This window comes from Streptomyces sp. NEAU-W12, from assembly GCF_026242095.1.
GTDB lineage: Bacteria > Actinomycetota > Actinomycetes > Streptomycetales > Streptomycetaceae > Streptomyces.
The window spans coordinates 136,019-154,128 of record NZ_JAPJDM010000010.1 but is presented as its reverse complement, the minus strand read 5'-3'; the positions used below and the strand labels follow the sequence as shown (position 1 = coordinate 154,128).

Genomic DNA, 18,110 nt, shown 5'->3' with positions numbered 1-18,110 from the left:
CCGGATCGTAGCCGCGGGAGCGTCACGCACCGTGCCAAACCGTGGTGATGTTGCAGAACTCGCGGATTCCGTGCCCGGACAGCTCACGCCCGTACCCGGACCGCTTGACCCCGCCGAACGGCAACGCCGGATGGGACGCCGTCATCCCGTTCACGAAGACGCCGCCCGCCTCCAGATCGCGCACGAAGCGGTCGACCTCGGTCTCGTCACGTGTCCAGACGTTGGAACTCAGTCCGAACGGGGAGTCGTTGGCGATCAGCACCGCCTCGTCCAGATCCGCCGCCCGGTACAGCGTGGCGACCGGGCCGAAGGCCTCCTCCCGGTGGACGCGCATGTCGCGGGTGATCCCGGCCAGGACGGTCGGCGGGTAGTACCAGCCGGGCCCGTCCGGGAGTTCACCGCCGCACAGCACACGGGCCCCGGACCGCACGGCGTCCTCGACCAGTTCCGCCAGATCCTTTCGGCCCTGCTCGCTGGAGAGGGGGCCGACGTCCGTCGCCTCGTCCATGGGGTCGCCGGTCTTCAGCGCCCGCATGCCCCGGGTGAAGCGCTCGGCGAAGGCGTCGTAGACGTCGGTGTGCACGATGAAGCGTTTGGCGGCGATGCAGGACTGCCCGTTGTTCTGCACCCGCGCGGTGACCGCGACCTCGGCGGCCCGGTCCAGGTCGGCGGACGGCATCACGACGAACGGGTCGCTGCCGCCCAGTTCCAGCACCGTCTTCTTGATCATCTCTCCGGCGGTGGCGGCCACCGCGCGTCCGGCGGGCTCACTGCCGGTGAGGGTGGCCGCCCTGACGCGTTCGTCCCGCAGGATCGCGTCGACGGCGGCGGAGCCGATGAGCAGGGTCTGGAAGCAGCCTTCGGGGAAGCCCGCCCGGTGGAACAGGTCCTCCAGGTACAGGGCGGTCTGCGGCACGTTCGAGGCGTGCTTGAGCAGGCCCACGTTGCCGGCCATCAGCGCGGGCGCGGCGAACCGTACGACCTGCCACAGCGGGAAGTTCCACGGCATCACGGCGAGCACCGGACCGAGCGGCCGGTAACGCACCAGAGCCCGGGAGCCGCCGGAGTCCTTCACGTCGGACGCGTCGGGCTCCTCGTCGGCGAGAAGGCCCGCGGCGTGGTCGGCGTACCAGCGCATCGCCTTGGCGCACTTGGCGGCCTCCGCGCGTGCCTGCCCGACCGGCTTGCCCATCTCGGTGGTCATCACCTCGGCGATGCTGTGCCGGTCCTCGTCGAGGAGTTCGGCGGCCCGGTGCAGCAGGCGGGCGCGTTCCCCGAACGTCGTCGTCCGGTAGGTGCGGAACGTGGCCTCTGCGAGCTGGAGCCGGCGCTCGGTCTCCTCCTCGCCCATGGCCTCGTACGTCCTGAGCGTCTCGCCGTTCGCCGGATTCACCGTTGCGATGGGCATGGCTGGCCTCCCTGGGGACGGGGCGTGCATGTCGACCCTCCCGCGCGGCGGTGGGCCTCGCAACGCGGGAGCGTTCCTCAGGGCGAGTGCTCCGCCAGGCGGTCGAGAAACGCGACCTGGGCGGAGACGACCAGCGCCCGCGCCCGCTCCAGGGAGAGCCACTCCACCCGGTCCAGCTCCGGGAACTCCCGCATCCGCCCCGATCCCGGCGGCCACTCCATCCCAAAGGTGCCGGGCGCGACGGCCGCCGGGTCGAGGTCGCCCTCGACCGCCCAGGCCGTGACGGTCTTGCCCCCCGACTGCCGGACCTCGCCGAGCGGCACGGCCTCCCCGTCGGGCGGCGGCAGCCCCAGCTCCTCCCGGAACTCCCGGCGCGCCGCGGCCCAGGCCGCCTCACCGGTGTCGTACTCGCCCTTCGGCACGGTCCACGCGCCGGCGTCCCGGCGGGCGAAGAACGGACCGCCCATATGACCGAGCAACACCTCGAGCCCGTGATCGGTGTGCCGGAACACCAGCAGGCCGGCGCTCCGGGCGCCGGTCACGGCAGCAGCCCGGGGTGCGCGGCGAGCAGGGACTCCACGGTGTCCGCCTCGTCCGGCCGCTTGTCCTCGCGGTAGCGGACCACCCGCGCGAAGCGGAGGGTGATGCCGGCCGGGTAGCGGGTGGAGCGCTGGAGGCCGTCGTAGGCGATCTCCACGACGAGCTCCGGGCGTACGGTGACGACGTACGCGTTCGCGTCGCCTCTGCCGGTGCCGACGGCCAGTTCGCGCAGCCGGTCGGTCTGCCAGGTCAGCATGGCGTCGGTCATTCCCTTGAAGGTCTTGCCGAGCATCACGAAGCCGCCCTCGGCGGTGCGGGCGCCCAGGTGCAGGTTGGACAGCCTGCCGGTGCGGCGGCCATGCCCCCACTCGGCCGCCAGCACCACCAGGTCGAGCGTGTGCACGGGCTTGACCTTCAGCCAGGCCGCGCCGCGCCGCCCGGCGCTGTAGGGGGCGTCGAGCCCCTTGACCACGACGCCCTCGTGACCGCGCGCCAGCGTGTCGGCGAGGAAGTCCTCCGCCGCCGGTACGTCCCCGGAGCCGGACACCCTGGTGCCCCGTACCCGCATGGCCTGCGGCACCAGCCGGGCCAGCTCCGCGTGCCGCTCGGCGAAGGGAAGGTCCAGCAGCTCACGGCCGTCGACGGACAGCGCGTCGAAGAAGACGGCGGCGACGGGCAGGTCCCGGGCGGCGGTGGCCACGTCCGACCGGGAACCGACCCGCCCGGCGGTCTCCTGGAACGTACGGGGACGCAGCCGCTCGTCGAGCGAGACGACCTCGCCGTCCAGGATGAACCGTTCGCCCGGCAACGCCCGTGCCGCCGCGGCCACTTCGGGCAGCCGGTCGGTGATGTCGTCCAGAGTGCGGGTGTGCACGTGCACCGTGTCGCCGTCGCGGTGCACCTGGACGCGGATGCCGTCCAGCTTCTCCTCGACCGCCGCCGCCCCCAGCTTCTCCACCGCCTCGGCGACCGAGGAGGCGCTGTGCGCCAGCATCGGCAGCACCGGGCGCCCCACGGTGAGACGGAACCGCTCCAGTGCCTCGGGGCCGTCCGCGAGCAGTGCCCCGGCCACCGTCTGCAGCGAGCCCGCCAGCATCACCGCCCGCCGCACACCCGCCGACGGTGCCCCGGTCGCCCGCGCCAGCCCCTCCACGGCGACCGCGTCCAGAGCCCCCTGCCGGACCTCGCCGGTGAGCAGGCCCAGCAGGAACCGCTGTTCCTCCTCGGTCGCCACGCCCAGCAGCTCCCCGACCAGCAGGGCACGCTCGGCCTGAGAACCGGGCCCGGACACCTTGGCGAGCCGGCCGAGCCGGGCGTCGACCGCGCGCACCGTCAGGGTCGGCCGGTCCGCCGGGGCGACCGGCCGGCTCAGCGTTTTCCAGCCCACGCCGATCCGGCCCTGCGGCAGCCGGCCCGCCAGATACGGAAGGACGACGGGCGCGTCGTCCGCCTCCGCCTCCCGGAACAGCTCGGCGAGCAGCTCGACCTTCCGGGACCGCGCCGAGGCGGCGGCGACCTCCTGCGACACACGGGCCAGCCGGGACAGCAGCATGCAGCCATGGTGCTACGGAGCCCGGCGTTCCACACCCGGGCCGCCTCGGACCACCAGCCGCGGATCACCCGGTCATCGCGGCGTCCAGGTCCGTCATCAGCAGATCCCCGACGATCGCGGCCGCCGCGCGGTATCCGCCGCTCGCCGCGTGGACGACCTGCTCGGCGAAGCCGATCGCGTTGCCCGCCGCCCAGACACCCGGCACGGAGGTCAGCCCCGTCGGGTCCACCACCGGGTACGCGCCGAACGGGGTGTCGGACAGCTCGGCGCCGAGCCGCTCCAGCAAGTTGGTCCGCGGCACGGGACGTGGCCCGACGTACAGCACGGAGCGGGCGTGCACGGAGCCGTCGGCGAGGCGGACGCCGGTGAGCCGGTCGTCCTCGACCACCAGCCCCGCGACCTCGCCGGGCACCACGTCGACGCCGGCCGCGGCCAGTCGGCGCAGGTCCTGGTCGGACAGTTCCTCCTCGGCGACCGTGTGCAGGAAGAGGACGACGTCCTTGGACCACCGGGACACCATCAGGGCCTGGTGCACACTCATGGCGCTCGACGCGAGCACCCCGAACGGCTGGTCGCGGACCTCCCAGCCGTGGCAGAACGGGCAGTGCAGCACGTCCCGCCCGAACCGCTCGGCGACACCGGGGACCGCGGGCAGCTCGTCCTTCAGTCCGGTGGCGACGATCAGGCGCCGCGCGCGGACGGTCCGGCCACCGTCCAGCAGGGCGGTGAAGTCCGCCGTGCCGGTACCGGTACCGGTGTCGTTCCGGGTCACGTCCGTCACCCGGCCCGCGAGCAGTTCGACGCCGTAACCCGCGATCTCCTCGCGGCCGGCTGCCAGGAACGCCGCCGGTGACATCCCGTCCCGCGACAGATAGCCCTGCATGTGGGACGAGGGCGCGTTGCGCGGCTCGCCCGCGTCGACGACCAGGGCCCGCAGCCGGGCCCGGCCGAGCACCAGCGCGGCGGACAGCCCGGCCGCACCTCCTCCGACGACCACCACGTCGTAGCCGGTGCCGGTGCCTGTACCGGTGCCGTCCTTTTCTCCGTTGCCGTGCGCGAATCCGTCGCGGGGCTTCCCACTCTTCTCGGTCATGCCGACCACCTCCACGTCGACCGTCGCCCGAGTACTGCCGGATTGACAAATGTCTTTGCCGAACCTGCAATATCCGTATGACCACTGACGACGTCCTCGCGGATGTGGGCCCCCGGCTGCGGCGGATCAGGAAGGAGCGGGAGGTGACGCTCGCCGCGCTGTCCGAGGCGACCGGCATCTCCGTGAGCACCCTCTCGCGGCTCGAGTCCGGACTGCGCAAACCCAGCCTCGAACTCCTGCTGCCGATCGCGCAGGCCCATCAGGTGCCGCTGGACGAACTGGTCGGCGCGCCGCCGGTCGGCGATCCGCGCATCCGCGCCAAGCCGTTCCAGCAGGGTGGTCGCACCCACTGGCCGCTCACCCGCCAGCCCGGCGGACTCCAGGCGTACAAGGTGCTCGAACCGCAGCGCGCGTTCGAGCCCGAGCCCCGTACACACGAGGGCTACGAGTGGCTGTACGTGCTGTCCGGCAAGCTGCGCCTCGTGCTGGGCGAGCACGACGTGGTGCTGACGGCGGGGGAGGCCGCCGAGTTCGACACGCGCGTGCCGCACGCCTTCGGGTCGACGGGGGAGGGGCCGGTGGAGTTCCTCAGCCTGTTCGGCCCGCAGGGGGAGCGGATGCACGTACGGGCACGTCCCAAGCGGTCCTGACGGACGAGGCGCCCCCTGGCGGGCGCGGGTGCGGGAGGCCGTGATGTGCGAGACGGTTCCCCGGGGGGCAAGCGACCGCTTAGTATGCAGTGGACCCGGTCAGGCGAACACGACGTTCACAGTCCCGTGGAGGCTCCGCATGCAGGCATGGCAGGTGCACGAGATCGGCGAGCCGGGCGGGGTGATGCGCCTCGCGGACGTGGAGCGGCCGACACCCGGTGAGGGCCAGGTCCTGCTGAAGGTGCGCGCCGCGAACATCAACTTCCCGGACGCACTGATGTGCCGGGGTCAGTACCAGGTCAGGCCGCCGCTGCCGTTCACCCCGGGCGTGGAGATCTGCGGCGAGACCGAGGACGGGCGCCGGGTGCTCGCCAGTCCCGCGCTGCCGTACGGCGGCTTCGCCGAGTACGCCGTCGCGGACGCCGCCGGACTGCGCTCCGCGCCGGACGCGCTGGACGACGCCGAGGCCGCGGCCCTCCACATCGGCTACCAGACCGGCTGGTTCGGGCTGCACCGGCGGGCCGGCCTCGAGGCCGGCGAGACCCTGCTCGTGCACGCCGCCGCGGGAGGCGTCGGCAGCGCGGCCGTGCAGCTCGGCAAGGCCGCCGGCGCCACCGTCATCGGCGTGGTCGGCGGAGCCGCCAAGGTGTCCGTCGCCCGCGAGCTGGGATGCGACGTGGTGATCGACCGGCGCGAGCAGGACGTCATCGCCGCGGTGAAGGAGGCCACCGGCGGCCGCGGCGCCGATGTGATCTACGACCCGGTCGGCGGGGACGCCTACACCCAGTCCACCAAGGTCGTCGCGTTCGAGGGCCGGATCGTGGTCGTCGGCTTCGCGAGCGGCACGATTCCCAGCGCGGCGCTGAACCACGCCCTGGTGAAGAACTACTCGATCCTCGGCCTGCACTGGGGCCTCTACAACACCAGGAACCCGGAACTCGTCCAGCACTGCCACGGACAGCTCCTGGAGCTGGCCGCCCGGGGTGTCGTCAAACCGCTGGTGAGTGAGCGCGTGCCGCTGTCCGGCGCCGCCGACGCCGTGCAGCGGGTCGCGGACGGCGTCACCACCGGACGCGTCGCGGTGCTCCCCGCAGCGAAGAACGGAGCCGCCGCATGACCGACGCAGCCGGACTGAGGCGGCGCACCCAGGACCTGCTGTCCGCACAGCCACCCGCCACCACCAGCCGCCTCGACTTCCTGCGCGCCCGCTTCGACGCGGGACTCGCCTGGGTGCACTACCCCGAAGGGCTCGGCGGGCTCGGCGCCCCCCGGTCCCTCCAGGCCGTCGTGGACGCCGAGCTGGAGGCCGCGGGAGCGCCCGACAACGACCCGCGGCGCATCGGCATCGGCCTCGGCATGGCCGCACCGACGATCCTGCGGTTCGGCACGGAGGAGCAGCAGCGCCGTTACCTGCGGCCGCTGTGGACCGGCGAGGAGGTCTGGTGCCAGCTGTTCAGCGAGCCGGGCGCCGGATCGGACCTGGCCGCCCTCGGTACCCGCGCGGTCCGTGTGGACGGGGACGGCTGGGTGGTCGACGGGCAGAAGGTGTGGACCTCCAGCGCCCATGCCGCCCGCTGGGCCATCCTGATCGCCCGTACCGACCCGGACGTGCCCAAGCACCGGGGCATCACCTACTTCGTCTGCGACATGACCGACCCCGGTGTCGAGGTGCGGCCGCTGCGCCAGATCACCGGTGAGGCCGAGTTCAACGAGGTCTTCCTCACCGGTGTCCGCATCCCCGACTCCTGCCGGCTCGGCGAGGTCGGTGACGGCTGGCGGGTCGCGCAGACCACCCTCAACAACGAGCGCGTGGCCATCGGCGGCATGCGGCTGCCCCGTGAGGGCGGCATGATCGGCCCGGTCGCGAGGACCTGGCGCGAACGTCCCGAACTGCGCACCCACGATCTGCACCAGCGCCTGCTGGGGCTCTGGGTGGAGGCAGAGGTCGCCCGGCTCACCGGCGAACGCCTGCGCCAGCAGCTCGTCGCCGGCCAGCCCGGGCCGGAGGGCGCCGGGATGAAACTTGGCTTCGCCCGCCTCAACCAGCAGATCAGCGGCCTGGAGGTGGAACTCCTCGGAGCAGAGGGCCTGTTGTACGACGACTGGACCATGCGCCGCCCCGAACTGGTCGACTTCACCGGCCGTGAGGCCGGCTACCGCTACCTCCGCTCCAAGGGCAACAGCATCGAGGGCGGGACCAGCGAGATCCTGCTGAACATCGTCGCCGAGCGCGTCCTGGGCCTCCCGGCCGAGCCGCGTACCGACAAGGACGTCGCCTGGAAGGATCTGGCCCGATGAGCACGACGAGTACCACGAGCCCGACGGGGACCGGCCCGGTGAGTCCGGCGGATCCGGAGAGCGCACAGCCCGCTCTCCTGTACTCGGAGGAGGAAGAGGCGCTGCGCGCCGCCGTCCGGGACCTGCTCACCGACCACTGCGACGCGGCCCGGGTGATCTCCCGTACCGAGTCGGACACCCCGCACGACCTGTCCCTGTGGAAGGCGCTCGCCGACGGCATGGGCCTCGCCGGGCTGCTGGTGCCCGAGGACCGCGGCGGCCAGGGCGCCACGCACCGGGAGGCCGCGGTCGTCCTGGAGGAGCTGGGCCGGGCCGTCGCCCCCGTGCCCTATCTGACCAGCGCCGTCGTGGCCACCGCCGCGCTTCTGGCCTGTGCCGGCGGGGGTGAGGTGCTCGCCTCGCTGGCGTCCGCGCGCAGGATCGGCGCCCTCGCCGTCCCTCTGCACACCGCGCCCGGCGCTCCCTTTCCCGCCGCCCGCGCGGCGGACGGCGTCCTGCACGGCGAACTGGCCGGTGTCGCGGACGCGGCCGCGGCCGACGTGCTGCTGGTACCAGCGGACGACGGTGGGCTGTACGCCGTCGAGGCGGACGCCGCCGGCGTCACCGTCGCCCGGCAGACGTCCCTGGATCTGACCCGCCCCCTCGCCCGTGTCGTCCTGGACGGCGCCCCGGGACAGCGGGTCGGCGACGCCGGACCCGCTGTGCGGCGGGCTCTGAGCACGGGCGCCGGGCTGCTGGCCTCGGAACAACTCGGGCTCGCCGAATGGTCGTTGACGGAGACCGTCCGCTATCTGAAGGACCGCAGGCAGTTCAACCGGCCGGTGGGCGGTTTCCAGGCCCTCAAGCACCGGCTCGCCCAGCTGTGGCTCGAGGTCGTCAGCCTCCGCGCTGCGGCCCGCAACGCGGCGGCAGCGCTGAGCGCCGGCGCGGCGGCTGCCGACGAGGCGGCAGCGGGTGACGACGCCGATGCGGCCGTCGCCGTCGCCGTCGCACAGGCCTACGCGGGCCAGGTCGCCGTCCATGCCGCCGAGGAGGCACTGCAGCTGCACGGCGGCATCGGGATGACCTGGGAGCATCCGGTCCACCTGTACCTGAAGCGGGCCAAGGCCGACTCGATCGCCTACGGTACGGCGGGCGCCCACCGCGAGGCACTGGCCGAACTCGTGGACCTGCGAGCGCCCTGACGCAGCCTCACGTACCCGGTCGCACCACCGAGTCCCACGGGAGAGCCCGCCCTCGGGCGCGGGCTCTCCCGTGCGTCCGTGCGTCCGTGCGTCCGTGCGTCCGTGCGTCCGTGCGTCCGGCGGTTCCCGGAGGTGAACGGGCGACGGCGGATCAGCCAACTCGCTTCACAGCACTGCTCCCTGGACCCGCGTGGACCTCATACTCCAGAGGTCCCCGTACGCCATTCCAGGGAGGCGGAGCATGGCCCTCACCACCCGTCGCAGAGCCCTCACCACCCTCGGCACCGCCCTCGCGGCCTCGATCGCTCTGCCGGCCGCCCAGGCGCTGGCCGGTGAACACGGTCACCGGACGCGGCCGTTGTGGCGGGCCCACGCCCACAACGACTACGAGCACCCGCGTCCCCTCCTCGACGCCCTCGACCACCGCTTCGGCAGCGTCGAGGCCGACATCCACCTCGTGGGCGGCCGACTCCTGGTCGCCCACGACCCCGAGGACCTCGACCCGTCCCGCACCCTCGAGTCCCTCTACCTCGACCCCCTCGCCGCCCGCGTGCGGGCCCACCACGGGGCGGTGTACCGAGGGCACCGCAAGCCGCTCCAGCTGCTCATCGACATCAAGACCGAGGGCGCGTCCACCTACCTCGAGCTCCACCGCCACCTCCGGCGGTACCGGCACCTGTTCACCACCTGCGCGGGAGGCCGGGTGCTGCCCGGACCGGTCACCGCCGTCGTCTCGGGCCACCGTGCCGCCCGCGCGCCCATGGAGGCCCAGCGGGTGCGGCACGCCTTCTACGACGGCCGGCTGACCGACCTCGGCGGTCCGGCCCGCTCCTCCCTGATTCCGCTGATCAGCGACAACTGGGCGCTCAACTTCACCTGGCGGGGCGTCGGCGTCTTTCCCGACGCCGAGCGCCGCAAGCTGCACGACATCGTGGGCACCGCGCACGCGCGCGGCCAGACGGTACGGTTCTGGGCCACCCCCGACCTGCCGGGCCCCGCCCGGGACGCCCTGTGGGGCGAACTGGTCGCCGCGGACGTCGACCACCTCAACACCGACGACCTCGCGGGGCTGGAATCCTTCCTCGACGCGTACCGCCCGCGGTAGGACGCCTGCCTCCCGCGGCGGGACGCGTACCGACCGCGGTACGTCGTGGACACCACACGTTCGGAGGACAGGCCGGTCGCCCGGACGAACCCTCCGCTACGCCACACTTGCGGCCGAACGCCGCGAAGCGGACGTGGCGGAGGAGGTTGACGATGGCCGTTTCCATCTCTGTGGTGCTGCTGCTCGCGATCCTGGCGGTGATCTTCCTGCGCAACGGCGGGCTGAAGCTCTCCCACGGGATCGTCTGCCTGTTGCTCGGGTTCTGTCTGGCCGGCTCGGACATCGCCCCCGCCATCCACAGCGGCCTGACCGCGACGGCGGACATCGTCAGCGGTCTGCGGCCGTGAGGCCGGGTGCCGCGGACGAGTGGGGCCCTTGACCCGCTCCGTCAAGGAGCGGGCGTCTTCTCAGTGTTCGGTCACCGGGTCGCGCGGCAGTACCGTGACCCGGTGGAAGTTGCATCCGGTGGCCGCCGGCACGGGGGAGGGCGGCGGGGTGGCCTGATGGGCCTTGAGGGCGACGCTCACCAGGGTCAGCAGCAGGTCGATGTCGGTCTCGCAGTCCAGATGCACCGTCACCCAGTTCGACCCCGGTACCAGCTGGATCGCGGTCGAGGCGCTGAGGTCGTAGCGGAGGCGCTGGATGGCGCGGCGGGTGAGGTGGAGGTCGACGTTCCGTCCCGAGTGGAAGTGGACGACCTCGTCCCGGACGGAACGGAGAGCCCGTCCGGTACCGCACCCTGCCTTGCAGACGGTGAGGTCGGGCCAGGCCCGAAGTCGCTCCATGGCTCGCTGCGCCGGTGTCATGGCCTCATAGTGACTCGCTCACCGTGCGGTAACCAGTAGTTGGGCGTTTCGTAATCGATCAGTGAGGCGACGCACCTCTCACGCATGATCACATCATGACGGACAGTCACCTCGTGGCGTGCGTGGAGTCTCCGTCCTCATGTGTGACAACGGCGGAACGAAACTGGGCGGTGGTCAGACCGCTCTCGATCTGATCGGTGATGCCCTGGGGTGTCAGGCGGACCTGGTGGCTGTCCCGGTCGAGCGAGTGGCGGACGACTTTTTCTCGCTGCGCCCGGGCGTCGCGGGCGAGGTGGCGCGGAAGTGCGTCCACCACCGTCTCCGCCTGGCGGTCATCGGCGACATCGCCTCCCACGTGGCCGGCAGTGATGCCCTGCGCGGCTTCGTGCGCGAGGCGAACCGCGGCCACCGGCTCGGGTTCGTCTCCGACCGCGCGGAACTCGAGGAGCGGCTGGGGTGAGGGCGGGCCCAAAAACCGGGTGAGGACACCGCCCGGAGGCCCTCCGGGTTCTCCTCGGGGCCGGGCACGGGGGCCATGCAGGGCATCAGGCACACTTTGCGTGTCGTAGTCCGCCTCGACGAAGGATGACCCACTCATGATCACGCTCACGAAGGAAGACGGCCCGGCAGACCTGGACGGAGTGACCCATCTGTCCATCGGGGTCTCCTGGGACCCGACCGCCGGCAGCAGCGGCGGAGTGCTGGGCAAGCTGCGCCGCAAGACCGGCACGGACCTCGACCTGATCGCCGTCGCCCTGCAGGGCGGGGACCCGGTGCGCCTCGCGGGTCTCGACTCGCTCGACCCCCTGGGCAACGGCGCGCTGGTCCACAGCGGCGACAACCAGACCGGACACGGCGACGGGGACGACGAGACGGTCACCGTCGAGTTCGCCCGGGTCCCGCCCAACATCACGTCGATCGTGTTCGTCGCCGCCGCGTACAAGAAGGGCTCCTCCTTCCAGAAGGCGCGCAACATCAGCTTCAAGGTCTACGACGCGAGCGGGGGCAGCACGCAGCAGGTCGCCGACATCTGGCCGAGCCTGCTGACCCAGGACAACGGCTGCGCCGTGGCCAGGGCGATCCGGGTCGGTGGCACGTGGAAGCTCGAAGTGATCAACACCACCGGGAAGGTCAAGCAGGGCGACGAGCACGCCCTGATGCGCTTCGCTGTCAGCAACTAGCCGTCGGCGACCGACGGGGCGGTTCGGGCTCCGCCGGGCCCACCGCGTGGGCATGGGGGGGGCGGGGATTGTGGTGAGCAGGGTGCTCTATGGGGAGCAGTCGTGGAATCCGCTGGCGCGGACCGTGGAGCTTTCCGGGGACCGGCTGCGCAGGGGCGGCAGGAGCACGCCGTTGGGCGAACTGAACCTCCACGCCATGGCCGAGGCGTTCCAGCGAGGCAACTGGCTCGGGGGCGGCGGGGCGGAACGCCCGCTGGCGTGGCTGCCGGCCGGGGCCGGGGCGGTCCCGGTGACCCGCGTCACCGGCACGAGCACGCCGGTGAAGGTACGGCGGGCCGCGGAGTTCGCCCGCACGCTGGGGGAACTGGCGGTCCGGCAGTGCGGCGGGCCCGACCGGGTGGCCGCCCTCGCGGCCCGGGCCCGCGCCGAGGGTGTGCCGCTGTGGATCGCGCGGCGGACCGCGGCGGGACCCGCCGGACCGGTCACCGTCGCCGTGGACCGCCGGCTGGTGCGCGTGGACGTGTGGGGGCCGGGGGCTCCCGTCGTACGGATCAGGGCGCCGCGCGGCTTCGACCGTGACAGTTTCGAGCCGTCCAGGGGCCTGCGCCTGACCGTCGGCGAGGTTGCGGCGGAAGTCGTTCTCACGAAGAAACGGCGCAAGTCCAAGCGGTCCGTGGAGGTGGGGCTGCCCGACCGGCGCTGGGTGCTGCGGCGGGAGAACGCGGAGAGTTCGTGGCTGCTGCGCGACGAACGGCCGGTCGCCCTCCTCACGCGTCCCCCGAGTTGGCCGGTGCCGGAGCGGGACACGGTGCTGCTGCCGCTGGCCCCTGTGCGGTACGAGAGCCCCGACCCGCTGGACGCCGTCATGGCGCAGGTCTTCGCCGTCGCCTTCGGGATCGGGGACACGACGGGGTCGGCGCGGTTCCGGCCGGGCCGGCGCCCGGTCGACAGGGACGAGCCGCTCGTCGCCGACGACGAGTGGTGGGGCCGCCCCTGGTTCAGCAACCTCGGCCGAGGGAGGGACGACAACGAGCCCGGAGGCGGCGACGGGTGGGGCTCGGACGGCGGCGACAACGGTGGGAGTGACGGAGGGGGCGGGGACGGCGGTGGCGGTGGCGGTGGGGACTGACCAGGGCCTGGGGCGGTAGTGACGCCTGCCGCACGACGCCCGGCAGGCGTCACTCCCGCCCCGCCGCCCGGAAGCCCGGGTACGCCCCCCGGTACGAGGGCTTCCGGGCGGCACGCCGGGAGCACGTTTCCCCGAGCTCTCGGCTTCGCCCGAGCAGAGGGGGCCCCACGACGCCGTGCGGCCGCCCTCCGGACGACGGCGCCACCTGCGCCACAGGCCCTGGGCGCACTCACCCGCGGCGACCACCTTCCGCGGTGGCCTGAACGGCACCGTGCGCACAGGGGCGGTCTCAAGCCCGTTCGGCGACGGACGCGGGGTCGTCCAGGACGCCCCGGATCACCGAGTGCGCCGCGCCCAGGAGGGGGCCCTCCGGGCCCAGGGCCGACACCGAGACGGGGCAGGCCGGGCCCGCCGTGCGCCGGGCCAGCTCGGAACGGAGCGAGGGCAGCAGCCAGGGGGCGAGCCCGGACAGCGCGCCGCCCAGGACGACGCCCTCGGGGTCCAGGAGATTGACCGCCCCGGTCAGCGCGATGCCCAGCGCCGTTCCCGCGTCGTGCAGGGCACGTCGTACGGCGGGGTCGCCCTGCTCGGCGCGGCCCGCGAGCAGGCCCACGCGGTCCTCGCCGGGCTCCAGGCCGGCGGCGCGCAGCACGGCCTCCTCGCCGGCGTACTGCTCCAGGCACCCCCGGCCGCCGCACGCGCACTCCGGGCCGTCCGGCCAAACCGGCACATGACCCAGCTCGCCGGCGAAGCCCCGCTTTCCGAGCAGTAGGTGCCCGTCCACGACCACCGCGGCGCCGATGCCGATCTCGGCCGACACATGGAGGAAGTCGCGCGGGGTCTCCTCGCCGAGCCAGAGCTCGGCCAGCGCACCGCAGTCGGCCTCGTTGGCCACGGTCAGCGGGAACCGTGCCGGGAGCAGGGCGCCGAGGTCGGTGTCGTGCCAGCCGAGGTTCGGCGCGCGGACGACGGTCCGCGCGTCGCGTGCCACCAGGCCCGGCACGGCCACGGTCAGCCCGGCCGGCCACAGGCCCTCGTCCTCGGCCGTGGCGACGACCCGGAACAGCAGCGCGGTCAGCTCCCCGATCACCGCCCGGGGGGCACGACCGCGGTTCGGGACGTGCCGCACGGCCCGCGTCCGGACCTCCCCGCGCAGGTCGACCGCGCAGACCGCGAGATGGTCGACGCCGATTTCGGCGCCGATCCCGGCCGGACCGCGCCCGCTGACGGCGAGGGCCGAGCCCGGCCGGCCCACGCGTCCGGGCCGTTCGGGGCCCAGCTCCTCCAGCAGGCCCGAGCGGATCAGCTCGTCGACCAGGGTGGACACCGCCGCCCTGGTCAGGCCGATGCGCGAGGCGACGGCAGCCCGGGACAGGGGTCCCTGGGCGCTGACGGTGTGCATCACCCGTGAGAGGTTGCGGCGGCGCATGCCCTGCTGGGTGTCGGGCAGCGCGCGCTCCGGACCGGCCGAGGGCAGTACCCGCCCCGGAGCGGCCGGTCGGGCCTCGTGCAGCGGTGCGCTCATGCCTCCGTCAGTCCTCGGTCGGTCAGGGGAGCGCTCGGTCGTTCCCGGTCGGTGGTGAGGGGGCCTGGTCCGGTCCTGGATCGGACCAGGCCGTCAGGCGGTGTCCGTGCCGCGCTCCAGGAGCGGGGCCGCGTCGGAGAGTACCCCGGCGATCCTGGCCAGTGTCTCCTCGTCCCGCTCCACCGCCTCCAGCACCGGTCCCGCCGCCGTGTCCCAGCGGCGGGCGACCGCGGCCGGATCCTCACCGGTGAGCAGACCGGCCGCCTGGGCCGCCGCTCCCAGCGCGACCAGCTCCCGTGCCTCGGGCACCTGCACGGGCCGCCCCGACAGCCGCCGTACGGTCCGCTGCCAGGCGGTGCCCCGCGCACCACCGCCGATCAGCAGCAGGGGAGCCGACGGGTCCGCGTCCTCGTCGACCACGCGGTCCAGCGCGCCCAGCAGGGAGTGCACGGCGCCGTCGTAGGCGGCCTGGAGCAACTGACCGCCGGTCGTGTCGTGGCGCAGCCCGTGCAGCAGCCCGGACGCGTTCGGCAGGTTCGGGGTGCGCTCGCCGTCCAGGAAGGGCAGGAGTGTGGCGCCGTCACCCGGCTCGACGGCCTCGCGGTCCAGGCCCAGCAGGGTCGCCACCCGGTCCACGGCGAGCGTGCAGTTGAGTGTGCAGGCGAGCGGCAGCCAGTCGCCGCGCGCGTCGGCGAAGCCCGCCACGATGCCGGTCGGGTCGGCGGGCCGCCGCCGCGACACGGCGTACACCGTGCCCGAGGTGCCGAGGCTCATCACCGGCGTGCCGGGCCGTACGCCGAGGCCCAGCGCGGCGGCCGCGTTGTCCCCGGTGCCGCACGCCACCAGGGTGCCCTTGGAGAACGGCAGCTCATGGCCTTCCCGCACGGTCCCGGCCACCTCGCCGGGGCGTACGACACGGGGCAGCAGAGCCGGGTCCAGCCCCACGTGCGCGAGGATCTCCTCGTCGTACGCCTCGCTCCCGGAGGCCCACCAGCCGGTGCCGGAGGCGTCGCCGCGGTCGGTCGTGCCCTGCCCGGTGAGCCGCTCGGTCAGATAGTCGTGGGGGAGCCGGACGGCCCTGGTGGCACGGACCGCCTCCGGCTCGTGCTCCGCCAGCCAGGCCCACTTGGTGACCGTGAAGGAGGCGGCCGGCACGCTTCCGGTGCGCTCCGCCCAGAACTTCGCGCCGCCCAGTTCCTCGGTCAGCCGGTGGGTCTGGGGCGCGGAGCGCACGTCGTTCCACAACAGCGCCGGGCGCACCGGTTCGCCCCGCGCGTCCAGGGTGACCAGCCCGTGCTGCTGGCCGCCGATCGACACCGCGGCGGCCTCGTGCGCGGCCTGGCCGCACTGGCGCAGCGCCTGGGTCAGGGCGTCCCACCACTGACGTGGATCGCTCTCCCGGCCGGCCCCCGAGGTCACCGTGTGCGGTGCCTGGCCGCTCGCCACGACCCGTCCGGTGGCCACGTCGACGACGAGCGCCTTGGTGGACTGGGTGGACGTGTCCACGCCGACGACGAGCGGACCCTCGGCTGCTGACATCGATTTCTCCCTCTAACGCGGCTCGGCGGGCTGACCATCTTCCCAGAGATGCTGCTGCATACTAATTTGTAAATCGCCATGACGAAATAGTCTCAGTGAGCAAGGAGCCGCGGCATGAACTACCAGCCCACCCCCGAGGACAGGTTCACCTTCGGCCTGTGGACCGTCGGCTGGCAGGGACGGGACCCGTTCGGTGACGCCACCCGACGCGCCCTCGACCCGGTCGAATCGGTGCAGCGCCTGTCCGAGTTGGGCGCCCACGGCGTCACCTTCCACGACGACGACCTGATCCCCTTCGGCTCGAGCGACAGCGAGCGCGAGGGCCACATCAAGCGGTTCCGGCAGGCGCTGGACTCCACCGGCATGAAGGTGCCGATGGCGACGACCAACCTGTTCACCCACCCGGTGTTCAAGGACGGCGCCTTCACCGCCAACGACCGCGACGTGCGCCGCTACGCACTGCGCAAGACCATCCGCAACATCGACCTCGCGGTCGAGCTCGGTGCCGAGGTGTACGTGGCCTGGGGCGGCCGCGAGGGCGCCGAGTCCGGTGCCGCCAAGGACGTACGGGTCGCCCTGGAGCGCATGAAGGAGGCCTTCGACCTGCTCGGCGAGTACGTCACCTCCCAGGGCTACGACATCCGCTTCGCCATCGAGCCCAAGCCGAACGAGCCGCGCGGCGACATCCTGCTGCCGACCGTCGGCCACGCCCTGGCGTTCATCGAGCGCCTGGAGCGGCCCGAGCTGTACGGCGTCAACCCCGAGGTCGGCCACGAGCAGATGGCCGGGCTGAACTTCCCGCACGGCATCGCGCAGGCGCTGTGGGCGGGCAAGCTGTTCCACATCGACCTCAACGGCCAGTCCGGCATCAAGTACGACCAGGACCTCCGGTTCGGCGCCGGTGACCTGCGCGCCGCGTTCTGGCTGGTGGACCTGCTGGAATCGGCCGGCTACAGCGGCCCGAAGCACTTCGACTTCAAGCCGCCGCGGACCGAGGACCTCGACGGTGTGTGGGCCTCGGCGGCCGGCTGCATGCGCAACTACCTGATCCTCAAGGACCGCGCGGCCGCCTTCCGTTCCGACCCCGAGGTGCAGGAGGCACTGCGCGCGGCCCGCCTGGACCAGCTGGCCGAGCCCACGGCGGCCGACGGCCTCCGGTCGCTGCTCGGCGACCGTTCCGCCTTCGAGGACTTCGACGCCGACACAGCCGCCGCACGCGGCATGGGCTTCGAGCGTCTCGACCAGCTGGCGATGGACCACCTGCTGGGCGCCCGGGGCTGAGTTCCCGGGGCGGTGCCTCCCCGCGGGGGGGGGGGGGGGGGGCCCGGCGGCCCCCCCCCCGGGGGGGCGCCGCCCCCGGGGGGGCCCCGGGGGGGGTGGCCCCGGGGGGGGGCCCCCCCGGGGGGGGGCCGCCGGCCCCCCCCCCCCCCCCGCGCGGGGACCGGACGACGCCGATGTCCGACGCCGGCTCCGAAGCCGAGGTCCGAGGTCCGGCTCCGTGCCGGATTCCGTGCGGGATGCCCGCACAGGGGGCGTCCGAGGCGACCGTGGCCGGTATGGCCACGCCACCGGTACCACCCCGGCCCTCGGCCCGCCGGGTGCCACGCCGCCTCCGGGCGGCGGCTTCGGCCCCCCTCGTACGGCGGTGCGCCGCCGCCCCAGGGGCCCCCTCCACCGACGGGCCCGCCCGACGACGGGGGCGGCCCGGGGCGTGGCCCCGGCGGGCGTCGGGGACTCCTGTTCATCGTGCTCGCGACGATCGTGGCCGTGGTGGCCGCCGCCGTGATCGTGCTGATGGTGTCGGGAGACGACGGGGCGCCGGACGAGCGGCCCACCGGGAACAGCACCGACGGCTCGCCGGAGCCTTCCCCGGGCGTCCCGTCCGAACTCCCCAGTGGCCTGGAGAGCCTGCTGCCGTCCGGATTCCCCACCGGACTGCCCCCGGCCTTCCCGCGCGCGCTGCCCAGCGGTCTGGAGAGCCTGCTGCCGACCGGCCTGCGGGATCCGCCCACCGAACTTCCGAGCAACGTACCCAGCAACCTGCCGAGCGGCCTCGAATCGCTCCCGCCGTCCCTGGGAGGGGCCGCGCTGCGCTGAACC

Annotated in this window: 18 protein-coding genes; 11 read left to right on the top strand and 7 right to left on the bottom strand. The window is 73.5% G+C overall.

Annotated elements, in window-relative coordinates:
* Window positions 1–22 precede the first annotated feature (22 nt).
* The 4 genes from ORI94_RS14755 to ORI94_RS14740 all read right to left on the bottom strand — a co-directional run bounded on the left by ORI94_RS14755 (window position 23) and on the right by ORI94_RS14740 (window position 4,593).
* Entirely contained in the window at window positions 23–1,408 is a 1,386-nt protein-coding gene (locus tag ORI94_RS14755) for an NADP-dependent succinic semialdehyde dehydrogenase (protein WP_266075318.1), read from the bottom strand.
* A gap of 77 nt (window positions 1,409–1,485) precedes the next feature.
* Window positions 1,486–1,950: an NUDIX domain-containing protein gene (locus ORI94_RS14750; protein WP_266075316.1), complete on the bottom strand. Its 465-nt coding sequence runs from the start codon at window positions 1,948–1,950 to the stop codon at window positions 1,486–1,488.
* Window positions 1,947–3,500 (bottom strand): ATP-dependent DNA ligase, encoded by a 1,554-nt coding sequence (locus tag ORI94_RS14745; RefSeq protein WP_266075314.1) that lies wholly within the window; start codon window positions 3,498–3,500, stop codon window positions 1,947–1,949. The genes ORI94_RS14750 and ORI94_RS14745 overlap by 4 nt, the downstream gene beginning before the upstream one ends.
* Before the next feature lie 64 nt (window positions 3,501–3,564).
* Complete coding sequence (locus ORI94_RS14740; protein WP_266075312.1) at window positions 3,565–4,593, bottom strand: NAD(P)/FAD-dependent oxidoreductase; 1,029 nt, start codon at window positions 4,591–4,593, stop codon at window positions 3,565–3,567.
* A gap of 77 nt (window positions 4,594–4,670) precedes the next feature.
* Here ORI94_RS14740 and ORI94_RS14735 point away from each other — a divergent pair, with 77 nt between their 5' ends.
* The 6 genes from ORI94_RS14735 to ORI94_RS14710 all read left to right on the top strand — a co-directional run bounded on the left by ORI94_RS14735 (window position 4,671) and on the right by ORI94_RS14710 (window position 10,177).
* On the top strand, window positions 4,671–5,243 hold the full coding sequence (locus tag ORI94_RS14735; RefSeq protein ID WP_042169588.1) for a helix-turn-helix domain-containing protein: 573 nt from the start codon (window positions 4,671–4,673) through the stop codon (window positions 5,241–5,243).
* Between the two features lie 139 nt (window positions 5,244–5,382).
* Window positions 5,383–6,360 (top strand): NADPH:quinone oxidoreductase family protein, encoded by a 978-nt coding sequence (locus ORI94_RS14730; protein ID WP_266075309.1) that lies wholly within the window; start codon window positions 5,383–5,385, stop codon window positions 6,358–6,360.
* Window positions 6,357–7,541, top strand: coding sequence for an acyl-CoA dehydrogenase family protein (locus ORI94_RS14725; protein ID WP_266075307.1), 1,185 nt, complete (start codon window positions 6,357–6,359; stop codon window positions 7,539–7,541). Before ORI94_RS14730 ends, ORI94_RS14725 begins: the two co-directional genes overlap by 4 nt.
* Window positions 7,538–8,725, top strand: coding sequence for an acyl-CoA dehydrogenase family protein (locus ORI94_RS14720; protein WP_266075305.1), 1,188 nt, complete (start codon window positions 7,538–7,540; stop codon window positions 8,723–8,725). Before ORI94_RS14725 ends, ORI94_RS14720 begins: the two co-directional genes overlap by 4 nt.
* Before the next feature lie 241 nt (window positions 8,726–8,966).
* Window positions 8,967–9,830: a phosphatidylinositol-specific phospholipase C/glycerophosphodiester phosphodiesterase family protein gene (locus ORI94_RS14715; RefSeq protein WP_266075303.1), complete on the top strand. Its 864-nt coding sequence runs from the start codon at window positions 8,967–8,969 to the stop codon at window positions 9,828–9,830.
* 152 nt (window positions 9,831–9,982) lie between these two features.
* Window positions 9,983–10,177: a hypothetical protein gene (locus ORI94_RS14710; protein ID WP_266075301.1), complete on the top strand. Its 195-nt coding sequence runs from the start codon at window positions 9,983–9,985 to the stop codon at window positions 10,175–10,177.
* A gap of 60 nt (window positions 10,178–10,237) precedes the next feature.
* Here ORI94_RS14710 and ORI94_RS14705 read toward each other — a convergent pair whose 3' ends face one another.
* Window positions 10,238–10,636, bottom strand: coding sequence for a luciferase family protein (locus ORI94_RS14705; protein ID WP_266075299.1), 399 nt, complete (start codon window positions 10,634–10,636; stop codon window positions 10,238–10,240).
* Between the two features lie 139 nt (window positions 10,637–10,775).
* Between ORI94_RS14705 and ORI94_RS14700 the strand changes: the two genes are divergently transcribed.
* The 3 genes from ORI94_RS14700 (at window position 10,776) to ORI94_RS14690 (ending at window position 12,946) form a co-directional block, all read left to right on the top strand.
* Entirely contained in the window at window positions 10,776–11,096 is a 321-nt protein-coding gene (locus ORI94_RS14700; RefSeq protein WP_416237826.1) for a DUF4180 domain-containing protein, read from the top strand.
* Window positions 11,097–11,232: 136 nt separating this feature from the next.
* On the top strand, window positions 11,233–11,817 hold the full coding sequence (locus ORI94_RS14695; RefSeq protein ID WP_266075295.1) for a TerD family protein: 585 nt from the start codon (window positions 11,233–11,235) through the stop codon (window positions 11,815–11,817).
* 73 nt (window positions 11,818–11,890) lie between these two features.
* Window positions 11,891–12,946: a hypothetical protein gene (locus ORI94_RS14690; protein WP_266075293.1), complete on the top strand. Its 1,056-nt coding sequence runs from the start codon at window positions 11,891–11,893 to the stop codon at window positions 12,944–12,946.
* A 289-nt stretch (window positions 12,947–13,235) separates the two neighbouring features.
* On the opposite strand, the gene ORI94_RS14685 is transcribed toward ORI94_RS14690, so the two are convergent.
* Together ORI94_RS14685 and xylB are read right to left on the bottom strand one after the other, a co-directional pair.
* Window positions 13,236–14,471 (bottom strand): ROK family transcriptional regulator, encoded by a 1,236-nt coding sequence (locus tag ORI94_RS14685; protein ID WP_266075291.1) that lies wholly within the window; start codon window positions 14,469–14,471, stop codon window positions 13,236–13,238.
* A 93-nt stretch (window positions 14,472–14,564) separates the two neighbouring features.
* The gene (gene xylB / locus ORI94_RS14680; protein ID WP_266075289.1) at window positions 14,565–16,010 is read right to left on the bottom strand and encodes a xylulokinase; all 1,446 of its coding nucleotides are present in this window, start codon (window positions 16,008–16,010) and stop codon (window positions 14,565–14,567) included.
* A gap of 114 nt (window positions 16,011–16,124) precedes the next feature.
* On the opposite strand from xylB, the gene xylA reads away from it, so the two are divergent.
* Window positions 16,125–17,291, top strand: coding sequence for a xylose isomerase (gene xylA / locus ORI94_RS14675; RefSeq protein WP_042169565.1), 1,167 nt, complete (start codon window positions 16,125–16,127; stop codon window positions 17,289–17,291).
* A 465-nt stretch (window positions 17,292–17,756) separates the two neighbouring features.
* The gene (locus ORI94_RS14670) at window positions 17,757–18,107 is read left to right on the top strand and encodes a hypothetical protein (RefSeq protein ID WP_266075284.1); all 351 of its coding nucleotides are present in this window, start codon (window positions 17,757–17,759) and stop codon (window positions 18,105–18,107) included.
* Window positions 18,108–18,110: the final 3 nt, after the last annotated feature.